Below are 20247 nucleotides of genomic sequence, written 5' to 3'. Positions count from 1 at the left end.
CTTAGCCTTTCAAAATCCGTGTTACCATTTCGGTGGTATCACGCGAGAGGCCTTTTGTGGAGAGCATTTGTTCAAGCTGTGAGCAAATATTCGATTGACGGGTGCCGTCGTAGCGGCGCCATGTTTCGAAGGCGGCGGACATGCGGGCGGTGGTTTGCGGGTTTAATTTGTCAAGCGAAATCAGATGCTTGGCGAGTAGGGCGTAGGCCGCGCCGCTCGCGTGGTGAAAACCCGCGTGGTTGGCGGCCAGTGCGCCAAAGACCGCGCGGAAGCGGTTGGGGTTTTTCATGGTGAACGCAGGGTGGCGGGTCAGTGCCCCGGCGGTGGTGGCGGCTGTGTCAGGGGTGGCAAAGGCCACTTGCATCATGAACCATTTGTCCATCACGAGGCGGTCGTTTTGCCATTGTTTTTCAAACGCTTGCAACTCATCTGCGCCATGTCCCGCGGCCAGAAGCGCCTGCAGGCTGCCCTCTTGTTCGGTCATGTTGTCGGCCGATGCAAACAGGGCGCGGGCGGCATCGCCCCCGTCCAACAGGGTCAAAAGCGAGAGCACGGAGAGACGCAAGGCGCGCTTGCCCGACCCATCGGCATCGGGTTTGAACCGGGGCGTTTCGCACTGTCTGAACAGTGTCGGCAAAATGTCGGACAAGTGTCGGGCAAGACTGCGGCGCAGGGCCTCGCGGGCCTCATAGATTTTCTGCGGGTCGGGCGTCTGGCCGGCGTCAAACAGGGTCTGCGCAAGGTCGTCTTGCGAGGGCAGGCCAAGCACCAGAGCGCGGAACGCAGGCTCAAGGCTCTCGTCGGTGAGCACGGTTTCGAGCGCGTCGAGATAGTCGGTGGCGGGGGTGGCCCCGGTGGTGATCATGGCGACCAGGGTGTCTTTGGACAGCATCCGCCCCATTTCCCATTTCTGGAACGGATCGGTGTCATGGGCCAACAGGAAGGCGCGGGTGGCGGCGTCCATGTCGCGCTCCAAAATCACAGGCGCGGAGAAATCGCGCAGGATCGACGCGGTGGGCCGTGCGCCCAAACCGTCAAAGGTGAAACTTTGCGTGGCTTCGGTCAGCTCCAACACGGTTGTCGGCACCACCTCGTCGCCATTGGGGCCGATGAGACCCACGGCGATGGGCATGTGTTGCGGACCTTTATCGGTCTGTCCGGGTGTGTCGGGGGTCGATTGGGTAAAGGTCAGGGTAAATGTGCCGTCTTCCCACGCTTCGGATACGCGTAAACGCGGTGTCCCCGCTTGGGCGTACCATTGTGCGAAATGTGCAAGATCACGGCCCGTGGCATCCTCGAACGCCTTGAGCCAGTCCTCGATTGTGACGGCCTGTCCGTCGTGGCGCTCGAAGTAGAGGTCACAGCCCTTGCGATAGGCATCATCCCCGACCAGACGGCGCAGCATCCCGATGATTTCCGCGCCCTTTTCATAGACGGTGGCGGTGTAGAAATTGTTGATCTCGACAAAGCTCGCGGGGCGCACGGGGTGGGCGAGGGGGCCGTTGTCCTCGCGGAACTGACGCGCGCGCAGGGTCAGGACTTCTTCAATCCTTTTAACAGGATGGCTACGCATATCGCCCGAGAACATCTGGTCACGGTAGACGGTCAGCCCCTCTTTGAGGCACAGTTGGAACCAGTCACGACAGGTGATGCGGTTGCCCGTCCAGTTGTGGAAATACTCATGGGCGATGATGCCCTCGATGCGTTCGAAATTGGCATCGGTCGAGGTGGCCTGAGAGGCGAGAACGCACGAGGAGTTGAAAATGTTCAGCCCCTTGTTCTCCATCGCGCCCATGTTGAAATCATCAACAGCGACAATGTTGAAAATGTCCAAGTCGTATTCGCGGCCATAGACCTGTTCGTCCCATGCCATCGAGTCCTTGAGTGCCTGCATCCCGAAGGCGCATTTGTCCTCGTCGCCACGGCGCACGTAGATGTTCAACGCGACCTCTTTGCCCGACATGGTGGTGAACGATCCCGCGTGGTTGAGCAGGTCGCCCGCGACCAGTGCAAAGAGATAGGCGGGTTTGGGCCACGGGTCATGCCACTCGGCCCATCCATCGCCCGCGGCCACGGGGTTGCCGTTGGACAGCATCACGGGCATGTCGCTTTCGACGCGCACGGTAAAGGTCGCCATGACATCGGGACGGTCGGGATAATAGGTGATTTTGCGAAACCCCTCGGCCTCGCATTGGGTGCAATACATGCCGCTCGACATATAGAGGCCCTCAAGGGCGGTGTTGTCCGCGGGCGCGATTTCGACCTCGGCCTCGAACACAAAGGGTTTTTGCGGCAGGTCGGCGGAGGCAATGCGCAGTTCCGTGTCGGTGATCTGCATATTGACGATGGCGTCGTCAACGGTGGCGGTGATGAGGGTCAATCCCTCGCCGTTGAGGATCAGGTCGCCACGGTTGTTATCATTGGGGGTAAAGGTGATGCGCGACAGCACGCGCGTGGCTTTGGGCGCGAGGCGAAAGGTCAGGTGGACGTCACGCACCCAGTGGTGCGGCTCGGTGTAATCCTTGAGGTAGATTGTTTCGGGCGCGGCGTCTGACATGGGGAACCTTCCGTGGATATGAGCGGTGCAAGGTTCAGACGTTAGTGCGCGGCGGGGGCGGGTTCAATACGATCGCGTGTGATATTTGCCAAAGGGTCGTCTGGTCGCGGGCGGGGGGCGAGGGGCGGCGAGACGGGCATCCGTGCGCCGGTTTTCGGTCTGTGTCGGGGGATGTGCCGCCCTGTCAATCTGTGCTGTGATGGCGGGGTGTGGTTTTTCGGACGGTATTGCGGTTTGGCGGCAATTGCCCCTTTTCCTCGCCGCACAAGTCAGTAGATTTGCCGCGTCAAAGGAGGCCCTCATGGCGCGACCCGTTGTTGGAATCATTGGAAATACCGACCTGTTGAACGGCGATTATCCCGCCTATACGGGCGGGCATATGAATGCCGAGGCCGTGGCCGACGTGTCGGGCTGTATGCCGCTGTTGATCCCTGCACATCCCGGATTTGTGCGCACGGAGGAATTGATGGCGGTCTGTGACGGGTTCTTGTTCACGGGCGGGCGCCCCAACGTGCATCCGGCGGAATATGGCGAGCCGGAAACGGCGGCGCATGGCGCGTTTGACCGGTGTCGTGATGCGGTCACCTTGCCGTTGATCCGTGCCTGCGTGGAGGCGGGACAGCCGTTTTTGGGCATTTGTCGCGGATTTCAGGAGGTGAACGTGGCGATGGGCGGGACGCTCTATCCCGAGATTCGCGATTTGCCGGGACGGATGAACCACCGGATGCCGCCCGATGGCACCATCGAGGAGAAGTTTGCGCTGCGCCACGTTGTGACACTGGCCAAGGGCGGCAAGTTTGCCGCGCTTTTGGGGGCCGAGGAGGTGTTGACCAACACGCTGCACGGCCAAGGGATCAAGCAGCCGGGAGCACGGATCGTGATCGAGGGCTACGCGCCCGATGGCACGCCCGAGGCGATCTATGTCGAGGGGGCCAAGGGCTTTACGATGGCGGTGCAATGGCATCCCGAATGGCGGGCGGGCGAAGATCCCGTGTCGCGGCCGTTGTTCGAGGCCTTTGGCGCGGCGACGCGGGCGTTTGCGGCGGCGCGGAGCGGGCGGGCGACCCCCGCCTAAAGCACTTTGAACATTCGGAAATTATCAATGCCAACGCCGTCACGGATGACGGTTTGACGCGCATCCGTCACCCATCCGCGTTTGGTGAAGAACCGCTGTGCGAGGTGGGAGGCCTCGGTGGTCATGAGGTCAAGCCCAAGCGAACGGGCGGCAAATTCACAAGCGTCATAAAGTGCGGTTGCGGTGCCGGTTCCCATCTCCTCCAGTGCGACATAGGCGAAATCGATGTGGCCATCGTGGCCCATGGTGAAAAAGCCCGTAATGGCCCCGCGTTTGGTGGCGCAGACGGTGAAGCCTTCGGTGAGGCGGGCGGGCCATGTGTCGGACCATGTATCGGGGGCGCGGGGGCGGTCGGGCGCCCATGCGGCGCGTTGGGCCGCGTCATAGAACGCGCCCGTGCCGCCGTGGACCGTGCGGTGGAACAAGGCGTAACAGGCGTCCGCATCGGCTGTGGTCAAAGAGCGCAGTTTCATATCTGTGTCCTAGCGCCTCGTCGCGCGGACGCCTAGAGTGGTTCTTATGGAAAACCGCATCAAGATAACCCTCGATTACCCGCCGGTCTGGCTTGCCGCTTTTCTGGTCTTTGCCTATCTGACGCGCGGTGTGGTCGGACCGTTAGCGCAAACAGAAGCGGTGTTGGCGCTATCATTCGGGCTGATCGGGATCGGGATCGGAGTGATGTGTATCGCCGCTTTTACCATGTGGCGGCATAAAACCACTTTCATTCCACATAGATACCCGCAGCGCCTTGTCACGCAGGGCATCTTTCGCTACTCGCGCAACCCGATTTACCTCGGAGATGCCTTTACACTTGTTGGCTTTTCCTTACTTTACGGCAGCATAATCGGGCTGCTCTCGGTTCCTGTCTTTATGGTGGTGATCGAGCGGCGGTTCATTCGCAAAGAAGAAAAAAACCTCAAAGGTCTGTTTGCACAAGACTACGACCTTTGGGCAAAGAAAACGCGCCGCTGGATGTGACCTCCCGTCACAGAGGCGGAGTCGGGTGCGCAATAATGTTGCGCAACTGCTCCGGTTCTATGTAGGAAGATGTTCAGATAAGCGCATTGGACTGGGGAAAAGGACTAGCTCGTGAAATTCGGTGTTCCTAAGGAAGTGTTCGAGGGGGAAGCGCGTGTCGCGCTGACACCCGATAGCGCCAAGCAAATTCAAAAGCTTGGCTATGATGTGGTCGTGGAAACCGGCGCGGGTCAACGCGCAGGGTTTTCCGACGCGGATTACAAAGAGGCCGGTGTCGAGGTGGTGAAAACCGCCGCCGCGCTGTGGAAGGCAAGCGACATCGTCGCCAAGGTCCGTCAGCCCGATACCACCGAGTTGAAACGCCTGCGCAAAGAGCAGACGCTGATTTCCTTCTTTAACCCTGCGGGGAACGAAGCAGGCATGGCGGCGGCCCAGAAAACGGGCGCCAATGTCATCGCGATGGAAATGGTGCCGCGTATTTCGCGTGCCCAGAAAATGGATGCCCTGTCGTCCATGGCCAATATCGCGGGCTACCGTGCCGTGATCGAGGCGGGCAACAATTTTGGCCGGTTCTTTACCGGTCAGATCACCGCCGCGGGCAAAGTGCCGCCTGCCAAGGTGCTCGTCGTGGGGGCCGGTGTGGCGGGTCTGGCCGCGATCGGGACATCGACGTCGCTCGGTGCGATCACCTATGCGTTTGACGTGCGCCCCGAAGTGGCCGAACAGGTCGAGAGCATGGGCGCCGAGTTTGTCTATCTCGACTTTGAAGAAGAGCAACAGGACGGTGCGGCCACAGGTGGCTATGCGTCGGTCTCGTCGCCCGAGTTCCGCGACGCCCAACTGGCCAAGTTCCGCGAACTGGCCCCCGAGGTCGATATCGTGATCACCACGGCGCTGATCCCCAACCGCGAAGCACCAGAGCTGTGGACCGAGGACATGGTGAAAGCCATGAAACCCGGCTCCGTTGTTGTGGACCTTGCGGCGGAAAAGGGTGGCAACTGCAAGCTGACCGTGATGGATGAGAAAATCGTGACCGACAATGGCGTGACCATTGTGGGCTACACCGATTTCCCGTCGCGCATGGCCGCACAGGCGTCGACCCTTTATGCGACGAACATCCGTCACATGATGACCGACCTGACCCCCGACAAAGACGGTCAGATCAATCACAACATGGAAGACGACGTGATCCGCGGGGCCACAGTGACCTTTGCGGGTGACATCACATTCCCGCCGCCGCCGCCGAAAGTGGCCGCGATTGCCGCCAAGCCCAAAGAGGTCGCGCCGGTTCTGACGGCCGAGGAAAAACGCGCCGCCGAAGTGGCCGCGTTCAAGGCACAGACCAAACAGCAGGTTACGCTGATTGCTGTCGGTGCGGCGTTGTTGTTGTCCGTCGGTCTTGTGGCCCCTGCGAGCTTCATGCAGCACTTTATCGTGTTCGTGTTGTCGGTATTTATCGGGTTCCAGGTGATCTGGAACGTGTCGCATTCGCTGCACACCCCGCTGATGGCCGTGACCAACGCGATTTCGTCGATCATCATTCTGGGGGCGTTGATGCAGATCGGGTCGGGGTCCATTCTGGTGATCCTGCTCGCTGCCTTGTCTGTCTTTATGGCAGGGATCAACATCTTTGGCGGCTTCCTCGTCACACGGCGCATGCTTGCCATGTTCCAGAAATCGTAAGGAGATCGGGATAATGGAATTCGGATTTACAACGGCGGCCTATGTGGTCGCAGCCGTCCTTTTCATCCTCTCCTTGGGAGGTCTGTCGGGACAGGAAAGTGCAAAACGTGCTGTATGGTACGGCATTGTCGGCATGGCTCTGGCCGTGTTTGCCACGATCATCGGACCGGGGGCGGGGCTGTGGCTTTTGTCGCTGATCCTGATCGCGGGGGGCGGTGCCATCGGCTATATGGTCGCCACGCGCGTTCAGATGACCGAGATGCCACAGCTTGTCGCCGCGATGCACTCGCTCGTCGGTCTGGCGGCGGTCTTTGTCGGCTTTATCGCGCATCTGGAAATCGGCAATGTTGCCTCCGTGATGGCGTCGGCGCCAAGCGGGTTGACCGAGGCGGGTCTGCAATCGTGGTTGCATGATCAGGACCTTGGCACCTTTGCGGCGCTGATCGCGCATAAAACATCCGTGGAGATCAACATCCTGCGGGTTGAATTGTTCCTCGGCATCTTTATCGGTGCGGTGACGTTCACGGGGTCGGTTGTGGCCTATGGCAAACTGGCGGGCAAGCTGTCCTCCAACGCGACCAAGCTGCCCGGCGGGCATTTGCTCAATGCCGGCGCGGCGGCGCTCTCCGTGATCTGTCTGATCTGGTACTTCAACACCGGCGGGTTCTTTCCGCTGTTCGTGATGACTTTGGCGGCGCTGTTCATCGGCTACCACCTCATCATGGGTATTGGCGGTGCGGATATGCCCGTTGTGGTGTCCATGCTCAACTCCTACTCGGGGTGGGCGGCGGCGGCCATCGGCTTCTCGCTTGGCAACGACCTTCTGATCGTTGTGGGGGCGCTTGTCGGCTCCTCGGGGGCGATCCTGTCCTACATCATGTGTAAGGCCATGAACCGCTCGTTCGTCTCGGTGATCCTGGGCGGCTTTGGCGGCACCACGGGTCCGGCGATGGAGGTCGAGGGCGAACAGGTTGCCATTGATGCAGACGGTGTGGCCACCGCGCTGAACGAGGCGGATAGCGTCATCATCGTTCCGGGCTACGGCATGGCCGTGGCACAGGCGCAGGCCGCCGTGTCCGAGCTGACCAACAAGCTGCGCGGCAAGGGCAAGAATGTGCGCTTCGCCATTCACCCCGTTGCGGGGCGTTTGCCCGGTCACATGAACGTGCTGCTCGCAGAGGCCAAAGTGCCCTACGACATCGTGATGGAAATGGACGAGATCAACGAGGACTTCCCCGATACGGATGTGGTCATCGTGATCGGCTCCAACGACATCGTGAACCCTGCGGCGCAAGAGGATCCGAACTCGCCAATCGCGGGCATGCCGGTTCTCGAAGTGTGGAAAGCCAAACAGGTGTTCGTGTCCAAACGCGGCCAAGGCACAGGGTATTCGGGTATCGAGAACCCGCTGTTCTACAAAGAGAACACCCGCATGTTCTACGGCGATGCCAAGGACAGCATGAACGCGCTGTTGCCAAAGCTCGACTAAGGTCGCGTGATCAATCCAAAGTCAAAGGGCGTCCTTCGGGGCGCCCTTTGTTGTTTTCGCCCCCCTTTTGTTACAATGCCCTGACACCCATGTGAGGGCGCGTCAGGGGATCGTTGGGTGACAGGGGTCATGCCCTGCGCCACATTGTGCGTATGGATATTTTACTCGCATATGGCGCCGGCCTGCTGACGTTGATTAACCCCTGCGTTTTGCCGATCCTGCCAATCATTCTGGCCACGTCGCTACAGGCGGGGCGCATCGGACCTGTGGTTCTGGCGGCGGGGATGAGCGTGTCGTTCGTGGGCTTTGGCCTGTTCGTCACCACCATTGGCTATTCCATCGGCCTCGATCAGGAGCGGCTGAGCCAGATCGGCGCGATCCTCATGGTGGTCTTTGGCCTGATCCTGTTGGTGCCGCGTTTGTCGGCCCTGTTCACCCGCGCCACATCGTCCTTCGCCGCCCGCGCCGATGCCCGTATTGATAGCGTCGACCGCTCCGACCCTGTTGCGGGGCAGTTCTTTGCGGGGGTGTTGCTTGGCATCGTGTGGAGCCCCTGTATCGGGCCGACCCTTGGCGGTGCCATCGCCCTTGCCTCGCAAGGCGAGGGGTTGGGTCAGGCCGCGTTGATCATGACCGGCTTTGCGATGGGCGTCTCGACGCTGATCCTCGGCCTGTCCTATGGGGCGCGGTCGGCGCTGCAACGGCGTCAGGCGATGATGCGCCGTCTGGCCGAAAAATCCCGTCCGATCCTTGGCGCGGTGTTCCTTGCCGTGGGTCTGATGATCCTGTTCCGCATCCACCACATGATCGAGGCATGGGCGGTTCAAACCCTGCCTGCGTGGTTGATTGATCTGTCTGTCTCGCTCTAATTCCTGAAAGGAAACGCACATGAAACGCCGTGACTTTATCCTGACCGCTGCCGCCGCCTCCGGCGCGCTTGCCCTCTCCCCCGTGGCCGCGACCGCCGCCCCGATGGTGTTTACCCCCGGTGTGGTGGCCAAAGAACTGGCCGCAGGCAAAACCGTGTTCCTCGATTTCAAGGCCTCCTGGTGTTCGACCTGTGCCGCACAAGAGCGGGTAATCGCCGCGCTCAAGGCCGCCAACCCCGCCTATGAACAGAATATTTCCTTTGTCGATGTCGATTGGGATGACTACGGGCGTCACGAATTTACCAAGAGCCTGAACATTCCACGCCGTTCCACTTTGGTGGTGCTCAAGGGCGATCAGGAGCTTGGCCGTATCGTCGCCCAGACGGGGGAGAGCGAGATCAAGGCGCTGATGGACACCGCGCTGAACGCCGCAACCATGTAATATCGGGCGGTGCGGGGGTGTGATGTTTCTGCCAGTATACAGTTGTATTCCCGCAAGGCGTTGATATTGCGATCAATTCAGGCTTTGTGATACGGGGGCGGGACACTATGGTGGCGAAAAGAAATCGCACCAAAGGCGGCCCGACATGGCACCACTTTGTGATCACCCGCGCCGCTACGAGTTGGCCAACGAGCTTCATGCGCGGCCTTTTCCGTCGGTTCAATCCCCGGGGCGGGCCGCCTATCTGGCGATCCGTCCCGCGGGGGATGCCGCGCGGCGCGACCGCAGCCTTGACCGTGCGCATCTGATTGCCCTGTTGGATCGCTATGGTGCCGCGCACCCCGCGCCCGAGGCCACGCATTTCATGGGTGACATCGGCAAATACCGTCTCAAATGGGAAAGCCATACCGAGTTTGTGACCTACACTGTCTTTGCCGACGGGGTGGCGGATCGTGCGTTTGACAAAGGCACGTTTGATATTTTCCCGCAGGACTGGTTGGACGAGGCCCCCGGGCAACGGATCACGTCCGCGCTCATTCGGATCGAGCCCGTGGACAGCCATCACGCCATGACCGACCGTTTGCATGCGTGGTTCGAGCGTGAAAGCCTTGCCGCCGCGCATGTGCTTGACGAGGCGCTTGTGGTGGCGTCGGATTTTCGCATCGACGAGGCGGGCCATATGCGGTTTGCCGTGTTCCCGCGCCCCGACACGGGCGAGCGGCGCATTGGCCGCGTGGTGCAACGGCTGTGCGAGATCGAAACCTATAAAGCGATGTCGATGCTTGGCCTTGTGCAGGCCCGCAAGGTTGTGGGCGAATTGGCCGGGATCGAAACCGAGTTGTCCCGCCTGATGGCGGCGATGGCGCAGGAGGGCAAAGATGTGGCCGAGGATGGTTTGCTCGACGATATTTTGCGGCTGTCGACGCGGATCGAGACATTGGTGACGCGGACCAATTTCCGGTTTGGCGCAACGGGGGCCTATGAGGCGATCGTGACGCAGCGCATCGAGGTGCTGCGCGAAACGCGGTTCCACGGGCGGCAATTGTTCAGCGAGTTCATGATGCGCCGCTATGATCCCGCGATGCGCACGGTAAAAGCCGCCGAGCGGCAACTCGACGGCGTGGCCGAACGCGCCGCGCGGGCGGCGGATCTGTTGCGCACAAAGGTGGACGTGGCGCGTCAGGCCCAGAACCAGGCCTTGCTCGCGTCGATGGACCGCCGCGCCGATTTGCAACTGCGTCTGCAAGAGACGGTCGAGGGATTGTCGGTGGTGGCGATCAGCTATTACGCCTTGGGTCTTGCGGGCTATGCGGTCTATCCGTTTCTGGAGCCGCTTGGCCTGTCCAAGGGGATGGCGCTCGCGATCCTTACGCCGCCTGTGGTGTTGGTGATGTGGCTTGGTCTGCGCCGGTTGAAGAAACACCATCTCGGATAAGGCGGGCGGTCAACGCGCCGCCCACACCGATGGAGAGGAGCGCCAAGACAGCGGCGATGGAGAGTGTCGGCACGCCCGACAGGCCCGCGCCGATGGTGCAGCCCCCCGCAAGCACACCGCCCACGCCCATGAGGGCGGCCCCGCCGAGGTAACGGCCGGTCTGGCGTGGCGAGGTGAAGCTTTGCCACGCGAAGCGGCCCGAGATGCGCGACAGGGCAAGCGCCCCCGCGATCACGCCGCCCAACAGGCCCACGCCAAAGCCCGCGGGAATGGCGCTTGACGCGACGGTCCAGAACAGGGCCTCGGTGGCGGGGGAGGTGAAGGAGATACCTTCGAGCGCGATGGGGTCGAATTCGTCGAACAGGACATAGCCCGTGCCGACCCATGCGACGGGAACCAACAGGCCGATGAGCGCGCCGAGGGCGAGGTTGCGGCGATTGTCGGCAAAGCGCAGTGCGGCGAGGCCCGCCGCCCCTGCGATGAGCACGGTCCAGATCAGCGGTGACCCGGGCAGGGCGGCGGAGGATACGGGTAGGGTGACGCCCGAGAGCGCGGTGCGGATCGGGGTCAAAACGCCCTTGAGGGTCGCGTGGGCGATCACGGCAAAGGTCAGCAGCACCAGAACAGCCCGCAGGTTGCCCGTGCCGGCCAGAACGGTGAGGCGGGCGACACAGCCGCGCGTCAGCACCATACCCGCGCCAAAGATCAGCCCGCCGACCGCGATGGCCAGAACGGGGATGTCGGTGACCATAAAGCGGTGCGCGTCAAAGGAGATCAGCCCTTGGGCCACGGCGACTTGTGTGCCGATCATGGCCGTGGCCAGACCCGCGAGCCAGACGCCCGCTGCGGATTTGCGCTCCGCGACAGGGCCGGCCACCGCGCGGCGAAAACAAAAGCGCGACACTTCGGCCATGGCACCAAAGGCAAGGCCGATGAGCAGGCCCAGAATGATGGAGGCCTGACGGGGTGAAATCTCTAGTCCAAGCTGTTCAAACATATGCGCGTCTTCTTTTGATGTAGGATTTTGTCCCACATAAAGGCGCAATTGCGGGGGGATCAAGGGGGTGGAGCGGCCCGGTTTGCGGGTTTTGGAGAACATCGTTCTATATGGCCGCGGCCCGTGGGACAGTGTTCGCGGCACGGGACATGGCGGCAAAACAAACGCAAAGTGCGCCCGCATGAGGGGCGCACTTTTGATCTTATTTGAATATGTGCAGGTCTAGCGTCCGCGAATACGCGGATCGAGCGCATCGCGCAGCCCGTCACCAATATAGTTGACCGACAGCACCGTGAGCGAAATCGCGAGCCCGGGCCAGATCACCCGTTCGGGATACTGTTGGATCATGTCCTTGGCGTCGAACAACAGCCGCCCCCATGTGGGGTAATCGGGCGGAAATCCGAGACCGAGGAACGACAGCGCACTTTCGGTGATGATGGCATTGGCGATGCCAAGCGTGGCCGAGACCATAATCGGCGACATGATGTTGGGCAGGATGTGACGGGTCACAACGCGGCGGCTTGGCGTGCCGATGGAGCGGGCGGCGAGCACGTATTCGCGCTCTTTGAGGGCCAGAACATCGCCGCGCACGATCCGCGCCGTTTGCATCCACGAGGTGATGCCGATGACAAAGACGATGAGGATGAAAATCCCCATCTCGAGGCCGAACATTTTGCGCAACGGGTCGCGAAACAGCATGATGATGACGAGCAGCAGCGGCAAGAGCGGCAGGGCCAGAAACAGGTCGGTCAGGCGCATGAGCAACCCGTCGAGGCGTTTCCAATAGCCTGCGATCACACCGACAAAGGTGCCGACGACAAGCGAGAGCAGCATGGCGGTGAGGCCCACCGAGATCGACACCTGACCGCCTGTGAGCATCCGCGCAAGGATGTCACGGCCAAGCTGATCGGCGCCGAACGGATGCGCCCATGACGGGCCCTGATTGCGGGCGCGAATGTCGATGTAGCCCGGGTCAATCGTCCAAAAGAACGGGCCGAGATAGACGGCGGCAATGATAAAGACGAAAAAGATCAGCCCCGCCATCGCGCCCTTGTGGGTTTTGAACTGGTCCCAGACATCCCACCACTGGTTGCGGGGGGGGCGGGGCGCCTCGGCGGGGTCAGTGGCGGGGGTGAGGACGGGTGCGTTACTCATGGCTCTCTCTTTCCTCAATCGTAGCGGATGCGTGGGTCAAGGATGCCGTAGAGAACATCCGCGATCAGGTTGAACAGGACAATCAGCACCGCAAAGATAAAGGTCACGGTTTGCACCATCGGCGCATCGGAGGCGTAGATGGCGGTGATCAGGAGTTGGCCGAGGCCGTTCACCTGAAACACCTGTTCGGTGATGATTGCACCGCCAAAGATGTTGGGCACGCCAAGGGCGATGACGGTCACAACGGGGATCATTGAATTGCGGACAACGTGTTTGAGCACGACGACTTTTTCCGACATGCCCTTTGCGCGGGCGGTGCGCACGTAGTCCTGGTTGAGGTTGTCGAGGGTCGAGGCCCGCATGAAGCGCGACACCTGAGCGGCGTTGTACAGGGTGAGCACAAAGACGGGCATGGCCATTTGTTGCATCTGTTTCACGAGGGAGGCCCAGTCATTGACCACAAGCGTGGTGTCGTAGATCGAGGGGAACCACCCGAGGATCACCGAAAAGACCACGATCAGCAACACCCCCGAAAAGAAGGTGGGGATGGAAAAGCCGATCATCGAGATGAACGTGCCGATCTGGTCGAACCATGAATACTGGCGGTAGGCGGACAGGATGCCGATGGGCAGGGCGATCAGGGTGGCAAAGACGTAGGACAGGCCGATGACCCAGAGCGTTTGGGGCAGGCGTTGGTAGACGGTATCCATCACGGGTGCGCGGTTCTGGAACGAGATGACGCGCTGCATGCCTTCGGAGAAACCGGTGCCGAAAATGCCGTCCCACATCACCATGGGTTCGACGATAAAGAACTGTTTGAGCCAGTGCAGGTAGCGGATGTGGACGGGTTCGCCGAGGCCGAGCGCCTCGCGCATCCGCTGTTTGACCTCATCGGGAACGGTCAGCGGGATGGAGGACATCGGATCGCCGGGGGCGAGGTCCAACAGCATAAAGATCACCAAAGAGATGAACAGAAGCGTCGGGATGGACAAGAGCAGCCGACGGATCGTGAAATTGAGCATGGGGGACGCCTCGGTTCAGGTCTTTGTTCGGGATGGAGATCGGGGGGTGGAGAGGGGTGCCGCGCAAACGGCACCCCCGGTCTGTGCGGTTGGCTTATTCAGCGCGGAACCAGTCAGCGGCATTCCACAGCTCGGAATCCCATGTGTTGAGCACCACACCGCCAAGGGTGTTGGAGTGACCGGAGACGCGACCGCGGTCGACCAGCGGGATGATGACGTATTCCTGCATCAGCATGTCGTTCATCGCTTTGGCCAGATCGGCACGTTTGTTCAGATCGCCTGTGCCCGCCATTTCAGCGACCAATGCGTCGTACTCTTCGGAACAGAAGCGCGGCATGTTGTTGCCCTGCCACTGTGTTTCGGGGCGTGGGGCCTGTTTGCATTCCCAGTTGGCCATGTAGGCCTCGGGGTCGGTCCCGTCGAAGTTGTTGGCGTACATTTCAACGTCCGCAAAGAACTTTTGGAACGTGTCAGGCGAACCTGCGTCGCCGCCAAAGAACACGGAGCCGTCGATGTTGCGCAACTCGGTTGCAACGCCGATTTCGCCCCACCACTGTTTGATGATCGCCTGGAAGTCCTGACGTACCGCGTTGGTGGAGGACTGGAACAACAGCGCGAGTGGCTTGCCGTCTTTTTCACGGATGCCGTCGCCATCGGTGTCGACCCAACCGGCCGCTTCGAGAAGGGCTTTGGCGCCGTCGATATCCTGCACGAGGCAGGCATCGTTTGCGGTCGAGTTGTAGATCGCAGGGGCCGGCAGAACGTTACAGGTCGGACGACCCGCTGTGCCGTAGCCGATTTCAACCAACAGATCGCGGTCGATGGCCATGGAGAGGGCTTTGCGCACATCCAGATCCGACAGGATCGGGTGGGGGTGTGCCGCCGTGCCGCGCTCGTCACCAAGCTCGGGCGATGGATCGGTCAGGTTGACCATGATGCGCTCAACCAGTGTCCCAAAGGCGGAGACGACTTTGCCTTTGCCTTTGCTTTCCATATCGGCAAGCACGTCGGGGGCCAGTTGCAGGTTCCATGCGTAGTCGAACTCGCCTGTTTCCAGAACGGCACGACCCGCCGCAGCGGCGTCACCGCCACCTTTGAGCGTTGCGGTTGCAAACGCGGGCTTGGCGGGATCGCGGTAGTGGGTGTTGGCGGACAGGGAGGCCACGTCGTTGGTTTTGAATTCGTCAACCACGAAGGGGCCGGTGCCGATGGGGGCAAAGTTCTGTTCGGTACACGATGCCATTGCGGGACCGGTGCAATCGGCGAACTGTGCCTTTTGGATGATCGGAGCCTGCGCGCCGACAAACGGACCGTAGGGGAACGGTTTGGCCACGCCGAATTTGACCACAACGGTCAAGGCATCGGGGGTCTCGACCGCGATCACGTCATTGTATTTCTCGGACTGCGAACAGCCGCCGCCCTCGGTGGTGCAATATTCCCATGTGAACGCCACATCGGCGGAGGTCAGATCGGAGCCGTCAGACCATTTCAGACCCTCTTTGAGCTTCCATGTGACGGATTTGAGATCGGCGGACACGCCCCCGTTTTCAACGGTCGGGACGCTCTCGGCGAGGAATGGCACCATGGCGCCTGTTTCGTCGTAGCGGGCGAGGGGTTCCAGAACGAGCGAGGCCGCTTCGAGTTCCTTGGTGCCGCCCGACAGATAGGGGTTCATCGACGAGGGGGCTTGCCAATAGATGATATTGACGTGGCCGTCTGCGCCGCGCTCGGCGAAGGCCGCGGGGGCAAACGCAAATGCTGCGGCAGCGCCCAGTAGAGTTGCTTTGAAATTCATAGTTTAACCTCTCCTATTTGGTTCTTGGTTGGTTTGCATCCGGCCGCCTTTGAACGGCGGCTCTTTCGCTATGGTTGTTGGTTACATCGCGTGCAGGTGACAGGCCGACATGTGGCCCGGTGCGACCTCGACGACGGGGGGCTCCTCGGTCTTGCAGATCTCCATCACCTTGGGGCAGCGGGTGCAAAAATTACAGCCCTGCGGCGGGTTGGACGGGGATGGCACGTCGCCTTGCAAAATGACCCGCTCGACCTTGTCCTCGATCCAGGGATCGGGTTCGGGCACAGCGGACAACAGGGCTTGGGTGTAGGGGTGTGCGGGGGCATCATACAGACGCTCGCGGTCGGCCAACTCAACGATGCGACCCAGATACATCACCGCCACGCGATCGGCGATATGGCGCACCATGCTCAGGTCGTGGGAGATGAACAGGTAGGTCAGCCCCAATTCCTCTTGCAGGTCTTCGAGCAGGTTGACCACCTGAGCCTGAATGGACACATCGAGCGCCGCAATCGGTTCGTCACAGACAATGAATTTGGGGTTGAGCGCAAGCGCGCGGGCAATGCCGATGCGTTGACGCTGGCCGCCCGAAAACTCGTGTGGATAACGGTTGGCAAAGTCGCGGTTGAGACCCACGGCGTCCATCAACCCCAACACCTTTTCGCGTTTTTCGGCCTTGCTCAACGTGGTGTGCTCGTCAAGCGGCTCACCGATGATGGCGGAGACTTTCATGCGCGGGTTGAGCGAGGCCTGCGGGTCCTGAAACACCATCTGCATGGTGGTGCGCATTTCGCGCAACTCGGGTTGCGGGGTCGGGCCGATTTCGCGCCCGTCGATCACGATCGAGCCTTCGGTGATGTCATACAGGCGCAAAATCGCACGTCCTGCGGTGGATTTGCCACAGCCGCTTTCGCCAACCAACCCGAGGGTCTCGCCCTCGTAGATGTCGAATGAAATCCCGTCGACGGCTTTGACTTCGCCCACGCGTTTGCGCAAAAGGCCCGCGTGAATGGGGAAGTGCATTTTCAGGTCGCGGATCTCGACCAGAGGTGTCTTTGCGTCCGCATCAAGCATCGCGCGGTCCTCCCGTCTCGAAGTCATAAAAACACGCGGCGTCATGGCCGTGGCCGATATCGAACCGTGCGGGGCTTTCTCGGTCACAGCGCTCAAACCGGTAGGAACAGCGGTCGCGGAACGCACAGGCGGTGGGCGGCGCGTGCAAAATCGGCGGTTGACCGTCGATGACCAACAGGCGGTCCTCGCGTTCGCCGCGCACACTGGGAACCGTTTTCAACAACGCGCGGGTATAGGGGTGTGCGGGGGTTTTGAACAGGTCGCGCACAGGGGCGTGTTCGACGATCTGGCCGCCGTACATCACCAACACGCGATCGGCGATGCCCGCGATAACGCCAAGGTCGTGGGTGATCCAGATTACCGCCATGCCAAGCTTTTTACGCAGCTCGTGCATCAGTTCCAGAATCTGCGCCTGAATCGTCACGTCGAGCGCCGTCGTCGGTTCGTCCGCGATCAGCACCTCGGGGTCACAGGCCAATGCCATGGCGATCATCACCCGTTGGCGCATCCCGCCCGAAAACTGGTGCGGATAATCCGCGAGGCGGCGTTCGGCATCGGGAATGCCGACAAGCTCCAACAGCTCCTTGGCCCGCACGCGGGCCTCGGCCTTGGTCATGCCCATATGTTTGCGCAGCGGCTCCATCAATTGAAAGCCGACGGTGAACACAGGGTTGAGCGAGGTCATCGGATCCTGAAAGACAAAGCCGATCCGGGCGCCGCGAATGGCGCGCAATTCGTCCTCGGAGGCGGTCAAAAGGTCGATGCCGCCAAAAGTGACACCCGTTCCGGTGACTTTGGCGGGCGGGGAGGGGACGAGGCCGATGAGCGACATCATCGTGACGGACTTGCCCGAGCCACTTTCGCCCACGACGCCCAACAGCTCGCCGGCACCAAGGGAGAAGGTCACGGAGTTCACGGCGTGTATGGACCCGCCGCGTGTTTCGAACACGCATGTCAGGTCCCGCACATCTAATACGGAAGCGGCCCCATCGGCCATATGTGAATCCCCCAAGTCGTTATACTTGTTAGTTTTTTATTATCTTGCGCCTGTTTTCAGACATCAATTTACGTGAACGGTAGCAGAGTAGCGCCCGTGAGCAAGGGGTGACGTGAGGATCGGGCGATTTTTTAATCTTTTGGTCAATTGTTGGACATGTGTGCTTGACGGCGGGCGAGCGGGCGCTCAATTTGTGCCGTAATAGCGTGCGGTCACACGCCACACTTGCAACGCGCCCTTCAGGCCGGTTCAGTGGGCGCGACCGTTCCCCCAACCCAATCCACCTGAGGAGCCTCCTATGCCCGTCAAAAACCGCCTTGCGGAAATGTTGCCCGAGATCACCGAATGGCGCCATGACATTCATACCCACCCCGAATTGATGTTCGAGGTGCATCGCACAGCCGCCAAGGTTGCCGATTTGCTCCGCGCGTTCGGGTGTGACGAGGTGGTCGAGGGGATTGGCAAAACGGGGGTTGTCGGTGTGATCAAAGGCAAATCCGCGACCTCGGGGCGCACGGTCGGTTTGCGGGCCGATATGGATGCGCTGCCGATTCTGGAGGATACGGGCGTTGAATATGCCTCGCAGACGCCGGGTGTGATGCATGCCTGTGGCCATGACGGTCACACCTCGATGTTGCTTGGCGCGGCCAAATATCTCGCCGAGACCCGCAATTTCGATGGCACTGCCGTGGTGATTTTCCAACCCGCCGAAGAGGGCGGTGGCGGTGGCCGCGTGATGTGCGAAGAGGGCATGATGGAGCGGTTCGGCATTGATGAGGTCTACGGGATGCACAACTGGCCGGGCCATGAGGTCGGCACCTTTGCCATCCGTTCGGGTCCGTTTTTCGCCGCGGCCGACGAGTTCGAGATTACGGTCGAGGGCAAAGGCGGCCATGCCGCCAAGCCGCATGAAACCGTTGATAGCACCGTTGTGGCCTCGCATGTGGTCGTGGCGCTGCAAACCATCGCATCGCGCAACGTCGACCCGACCGAACAGGCCGTGGTCTCCGTGACCTCGTTCGAAACCTCGTCCAAGGCGCACAACGTGATTCCACAGCGGGTGGTCCTGCGCGGGACGGCGCGCACACTTGACGCCGCGATCCGCGATCAGGTCGAGGCGCGGATTACCGCCATCGCCACAGGCATCGCGGCGAGTCTGGATGCGACGGCCACGGTGGACTACCATCGCGGCTATCCGGTGATGGTGAACCATGAGCGTGAAACCGAATACGCGATCGAGGCGGCCACCAAAATTGCGGGCAAATGTGACCACTCACCATTGGTGATGGGCGGCGAGGATTTCGCCTATATGTTGGAGGAACGCCCCGGTGCCTACATCCTGATCGGCAACGGGGATAGCGCCCCTGTTCACCACCCCAAGTTCAACTTTAACGACGAGGCCATTCCCGCCGGATCGTCATGGTACGTTGAAATGGTGGAAAGCCGTTTGGCGGGCTAACCCCCTCAAATCACAGAATGATAAAGGCGCTGCCCTACGGGGCGGCGCCTTTTTATTTCGGGCGTGCCGCTCGCGCGGCGCGTGGCGATGGGAGTGGTCGCTTGTCAACCGGCACGGGTAGGATTGCCCGCGCGTGCGGCGCTAAAAACAGTTCACTGGACTGTTTTCGGGCGTGCCTCACCCGCCTGTGTGCGACATGTGACGGGTCATCTTTCCGTCTTCTTGTTGGCGTGAGTAATCAAAGTCATGGCCTTTGGGCTTGTTGGAAATCGCGGTGCGGATGGCGGCGATCAGCGGCGCGTTGTCCTCGGGGCTTGCCCGCATAATATCGCGCAAGGACGCATTGTCCTCCTGGCCCAGACACATGAACAACTCGCCCGTGCAGGTCATGCGCACGCGGTTACAGCTTTCGCAAAAATTATGGCTGAGTGGCGTGATGAACCCGATTTTCTGACCGGTTTCCTCAAGGCGCACATAGCGGGCAGGACCGCCGGAATTTTCGGTCAAATCGGTCAATGTGAACCGTGTGGCCAGATCGCCGCGCAGATCCTCAAGCGACCAGAATTGCCCCACGCGGTCCGCGTCGTCGCCCAGATCGCCCATGGGCATTACTTCGATAAAGGTCAGGTCCATATCCTCGCGGGCGCACCAGTCGGTCAAGGTGAACAATTCGTCCTCGTTAAAGCCCTTGAGCGCCACCGCGTTAATCTTGACCCGCAGCCCCGCGTTGCGCGCCGCTTCGATGCCTTTGAGCACTTGTTCGAGCCGCCCCCAACGGGTGACGCGGGCGAATTTGTCGGGGTCGAGCGTGTCGAGTGATACGTTGATGCGCCGCACCCCCGCCGCATAGAGATCGGTGGCAAAACGCGCCAGTTGCGAGCCGTTGGTGGTGACGGTGAGTTCCTTGAGCGCGCCGCTGTCGAGATGGCGCGACATACCGTTGAAAAACGTCATAATCCCGCGCCGCACCAAAGGTTCGCCACCCGTGATCCGCAGCTTTTCGACGCCAAGCCCGATAAAGGTCGAACACATGCGGTCCAACTCTTCGAGGGACAGCAGGTCCCTTTTGGGGAGGAACGTCATGTCCTCGGCCATGCAATAGACACAGCGGAAATCGCAGCGATCCGTTACCGATACCCGAAGGTAGGTGATCGCGCGGGCGAAGGGGTCAATCAGGCGAGGAGTGTCTGTCATGCGGGGAGCCTACGCGGTCGGGCCGT

General features: G+C 60.9%; 17 protein-coding genes. 8 read left to right on the top strand and 9 right to left on the bottom strand.

Going from position 1 to position 20247, the window contains the following annotated elements:
* Position 1: 1 nt before the first annotated feature.
* A complete protein-coding gene (gene pepN / locus ACN0Q0_RS00995) occupies positions 2-2557 on the bottom strand; it encodes an aminopeptidase N (protein WP_417241484.1) in 2556 nt (851 codons plus the stop codon).
* A gap of 301 nt (positions 2558-2858) precedes the next feature.
* On the opposite strand from pepN, the gene ACN0Q0_RS00990 reads away from it, so the two are divergent.
* Positions 2859-3632 (top strand): gamma-glutamyl-gamma-aminobutyrate hydrolase family protein, encoded by a 774-nt coding sequence (locus ACN0Q0_RS00990; protein ID WP_417241483.1) that lies wholly within the window; start codon positions 2859-2861, stop codon positions 3630-3632.
* Here ACN0Q0_RS00990 and ACN0Q0_RS00985 read toward each other — a convergent pair.
* Positions 3629-4105, bottom strand: a complete 477-nt coding sequence (locus ACN0Q0_RS00985) for a GNAT family N-acetyltransferase (RefSeq protein ID WP_417241482.1) — start codon at positions 4103-4105, stop codon at positions 3629-3631. The two genes, ACN0Q0_RS00990 and ACN0Q0_RS00985, sit on opposite strands and share 4 nt — an antisense overlap.
* A 46-nt stretch (positions 4106-4151) precedes the next feature.
* Between ACN0Q0_RS00985 and ACN0Q0_RS00980 the strand changes: the two genes are divergently transcribed.
* From ACN0Q0_RS00980 to ACN0Q0_RS00955, 6 genes are all read left to right on the top strand, one after another.
* A complete protein-coding gene (locus ACN0Q0_RS00980; protein ID WP_417241481.1) occupies positions 4152-4610 on the top strand; it encodes a methyltransferase family protein in 459 nt (152 codons plus the stop codon).
* Between the two features lie 111 nt (positions 4611-4721).
* The gene (locus ACN0Q0_RS00975; RefSeq protein WP_417241480.1) at positions 4722-6293 is read left to right on the top strand and encodes a Re/Si-specific NAD(P)(+) transhydrogenase subunit alpha; all 1572 of its coding nucleotides are present in this window, start codon (positions 4722-4724) and stop codon (positions 6291-6293) included.
* A 13-nt stretch (positions 6294-6306) separates the two neighbouring features.
* Entirely contained in the window at positions 6307-7782 is a 1476-nt protein-coding gene (locus ACN0Q0_RS00970) for an NAD(P)(+) transhydrogenase (Re/Si-specific) subunit beta (RefSeq protein WP_417241479.1), read from the top strand.
* Positions 7783-7934: 152 nt separating this feature from the next.
* The gene (locus ACN0Q0_RS00965) at positions 7935-8651 is read left to right on the top strand and encodes a cytochrome c biogenesis CcdA family protein (protein WP_417241478.1); all 717 of its coding nucleotides are present in this window, start codon (positions 7935-7937) and stop codon (positions 8649-8651) included.
* A 19-nt stretch (positions 8652-8670) separates the two neighbouring features.
* Positions 8671-9093, top strand: coding sequence for a thioredoxin family protein (locus ACN0Q0_RS00960; protein ID WP_417241477.1), 423 nt, complete (start codon positions 8671-8673; stop codon positions 9091-9093).
* A 145-nt stretch (positions 9094-9238) separates the two neighbouring features.
* On the top strand, positions 9239-10528 hold the full coding sequence (locus ACN0Q0_RS00955; RefSeq protein WP_417241476.1) for a DUF3422 family protein: 1290 nt from the start codon (positions 9239-9241) through the stop codon (positions 10526-10528).
* Here ACN0Q0_RS00955 and ACN0Q0_RS00950 read toward each other — a convergent pair.
* The 6 genes from ACN0Q0_RS00950 to ACN0Q0_RS00925 all read right to left on the bottom strand — a co-directional run bounded on the left by ACN0Q0_RS00950 (position 10461) and on the right by ACN0Q0_RS00925 (position 17568).
* Entirely contained in the window at positions 10461-11525 is a 1065-nt protein-coding gene (locus tag ACN0Q0_RS00950) for a YeeE/YedE family protein (RefSeq protein WP_417241475.1), read from the bottom strand. The genes ACN0Q0_RS00955 and ACN0Q0_RS00950 overlap by 68 nt on opposite strands.
* Positions 11526-11747: 222 nt before the next feature.
* Positions 11748-12680, bottom strand: a complete 933-nt coding sequence (locus ACN0Q0_RS00945) for an ABC transporter permease (protein ID WP_417241474.1) — start codon at positions 12678-12680, stop codon at positions 11748-11750.
* A gap of 14 nt (positions 12681-12694) precedes the next feature.
* A complete protein-coding gene (locus tag ACN0Q0_RS00940; protein ID WP_417241473.1) occupies positions 12695-13702 on the bottom strand; it encodes an ABC transporter permease in 1008 nt (335 codons plus the stop codon).
* 94 nt (positions 13703-13796) lie between these two features.
* Positions 13797-15497 carry a peptide ABC transporter substrate-binding protein gene (locus tag ACN0Q0_RS00935; protein ID WP_417241472.1) on the bottom strand — a complete coding sequence of 567 codons (1701 nt, stop codon included), beginning with the start codon at positions 15495-15497 and terminating at the stop codon, positions 13797-13799.
* 81 nt (positions 15498-15578) lie between these two features.
* Positions 15579-16571 (bottom strand): ABC transporter ATP-binding protein, encoded by a 993-nt coding sequence (locus ACN0Q0_RS00930; protein WP_417241471.1) that lies wholly within the window; start codon positions 16569-16571, stop codon positions 15579-15581.
* Positions 16564-17568 carry an ABC transporter ATP-binding protein gene (locus tag ACN0Q0_RS00925; RefSeq protein ID WP_417241470.1) on the bottom strand — a complete coding sequence of 335 codons (1005 nt, stop codon included), beginning with the start codon at positions 17566-17568 and terminating at the stop codon, positions 16564-16566. The genes ACN0Q0_RS00930 and ACN0Q0_RS00925 overlap by 8 nt, the downstream gene beginning before the upstream one ends.
* A 298-nt stretch (positions 17569-17866) precedes the next feature.
* Between ACN0Q0_RS00925 and ACN0Q0_RS00920 the strand changes: the two genes are divergently transcribed.
* Entirely contained in the window at positions 17867-19027 is a 1161-nt protein-coding gene (locus ACN0Q0_RS00920; protein WP_417241469.1) for a M20 aminoacylase family protein, read from the top strand.
* Between the two features lie 177 nt (positions 19028-19204).
* Here ACN0Q0_RS00920 and moaA read toward each other — a convergent pair whose 3' ends face one another.
* A complete protein-coding gene (gene moaA, locus ACN0Q0_RS00915; RefSeq protein WP_417241468.1) occupies positions 19205-20221 on the bottom strand; it encodes a GTP 3',8-cyclase MoaA in 1017 nt (338 codons plus the stop codon).
* Positions 20222-20247: the final 26 nt, after the last annotated feature.

This window comes from Celeribacter sp., assembly GCF_048259695.1.
GTDB lineage: Bacteria > Pseudomonadota > Alphaproteobacteria > Rhodobacterales > Rhodobacteraceae > Celeribacter.
This window is presented reverse-complemented; position numbering and strand designations above follow the sequence as displayed.

Excerpts from the sequence above, each read along its gene's own strand:
- ACN0Q0_RS00945 (WP_417241474.1), bottom strand. The coding sequence starts at position 12,680 with ATGAGTAACGCACCCGTCCTCACCCCCGCCACTGACCCCGCCGAGGCG.
- ACN0Q0_RS00930 (WP_417241471.1), bottom strand. The coding sequence starts at position 16,571 with ATGCTTGATGCGGACGCAAAGACACCTCTGGTCGAGATCCGCGACCTG.
- ACN0Q0_RS00980 (WP_417241481.1), top strand. The coding sequence starts at position 4,152 with ATGGAAAACCGCATCAAGATAACCCTCGATTACCCGCCGGTCTGGCTT.
- ACN0Q0_RS00950 (WP_417241475.1), bottom strand. The coding sequence starts at position 11,525 with ATGTTTGAACAGCTTGGACTAGAGATTTCACCCCGTCAGGCCTCCATC.
- ACN0Q0_RS00955 (WP_417241476.1), top strand. The coding sequence starts at position 9,239 with ATGGCACCACTTTGTGATCACCCGCGCCGCTACGAGTTGGCCAACGAG.
- ACN0Q0_RS00985 (WP_417241482.1), bottom strand. The coding sequence starts at position 4,105 with ATGAAACTGCGCTCTTTGACCACAGCCGATGCGGACGCCTGTTACGCC.
- ACN0Q0_RS00925 (WP_417241470.1), bottom strand. The coding sequence starts at position 17,568 with ATGGCCGATGGGGCCGCTTCCGTATTAGATGTGCGGGACCTGACATGC.
- moaA (WP_417241468.1), bottom strand. The coding sequence starts at position 20,221 with ATGACAGACACTCCTCGCCTGATTGACCCCTTCGCCCGCGCGATCACC.
- pepN (WP_417241484.1), bottom strand. The coding sequence starts at position 2,557 with ATGTCAGACGCCGCGCCCGAAACAATCTACCTCAAGGATTACACCGAG.
- ACN0Q0_RS00965 (WP_417241478.1), top strand. The coding sequence starts at position 7,935 with ATGGATATTTTACTCGCATATGGCGCCGGCCTGCTGACGTTGATTAAC.
- ACN0Q0_RS00990 (WP_417241483.1), top strand. The coding sequence starts at position 2,859 with ATGGCGCGACCCGTTGTTGGAATCATTGGAAATACCGACCTGTTGAAC.
- ACN0Q0_RS00940 (WP_417241473.1), bottom strand. The coding sequence starts at position 13,702 with ATGCTCAATTTCACGATCCGTCGGCTGCTCTTGTCCATCCCGACGCTT.
- ACN0Q0_RS00935 (WP_417241472.1), bottom strand. The coding sequence starts at position 15,497 with ATGAATTTCAAAGCAACTCTACTGGGCGCTGCCGCAGCATTTGCGTTT.
- ACN0Q0_RS00920 (WP_417241469.1), top strand. The coding sequence starts at position 17,867 with ATGCCCGTCAAAAACCGCCTTGCGGAAATGTTGCCCGAGATCACCGAA.
- ACN0Q0_RS00960 (WP_417241477.1), top strand. The coding sequence starts at position 8,671 with ATGAAACGCCGTGACTTTATCCTGACCGCTGCCGCCGCCTCCGGCGCG.
- ACN0Q0_RS00970 (WP_417241479.1), top strand. The coding sequence starts at position 6,307 with ATGGAATTCGGATTTACAACGGCGGCCTATGTGGTCGCAGCCGTCCTT.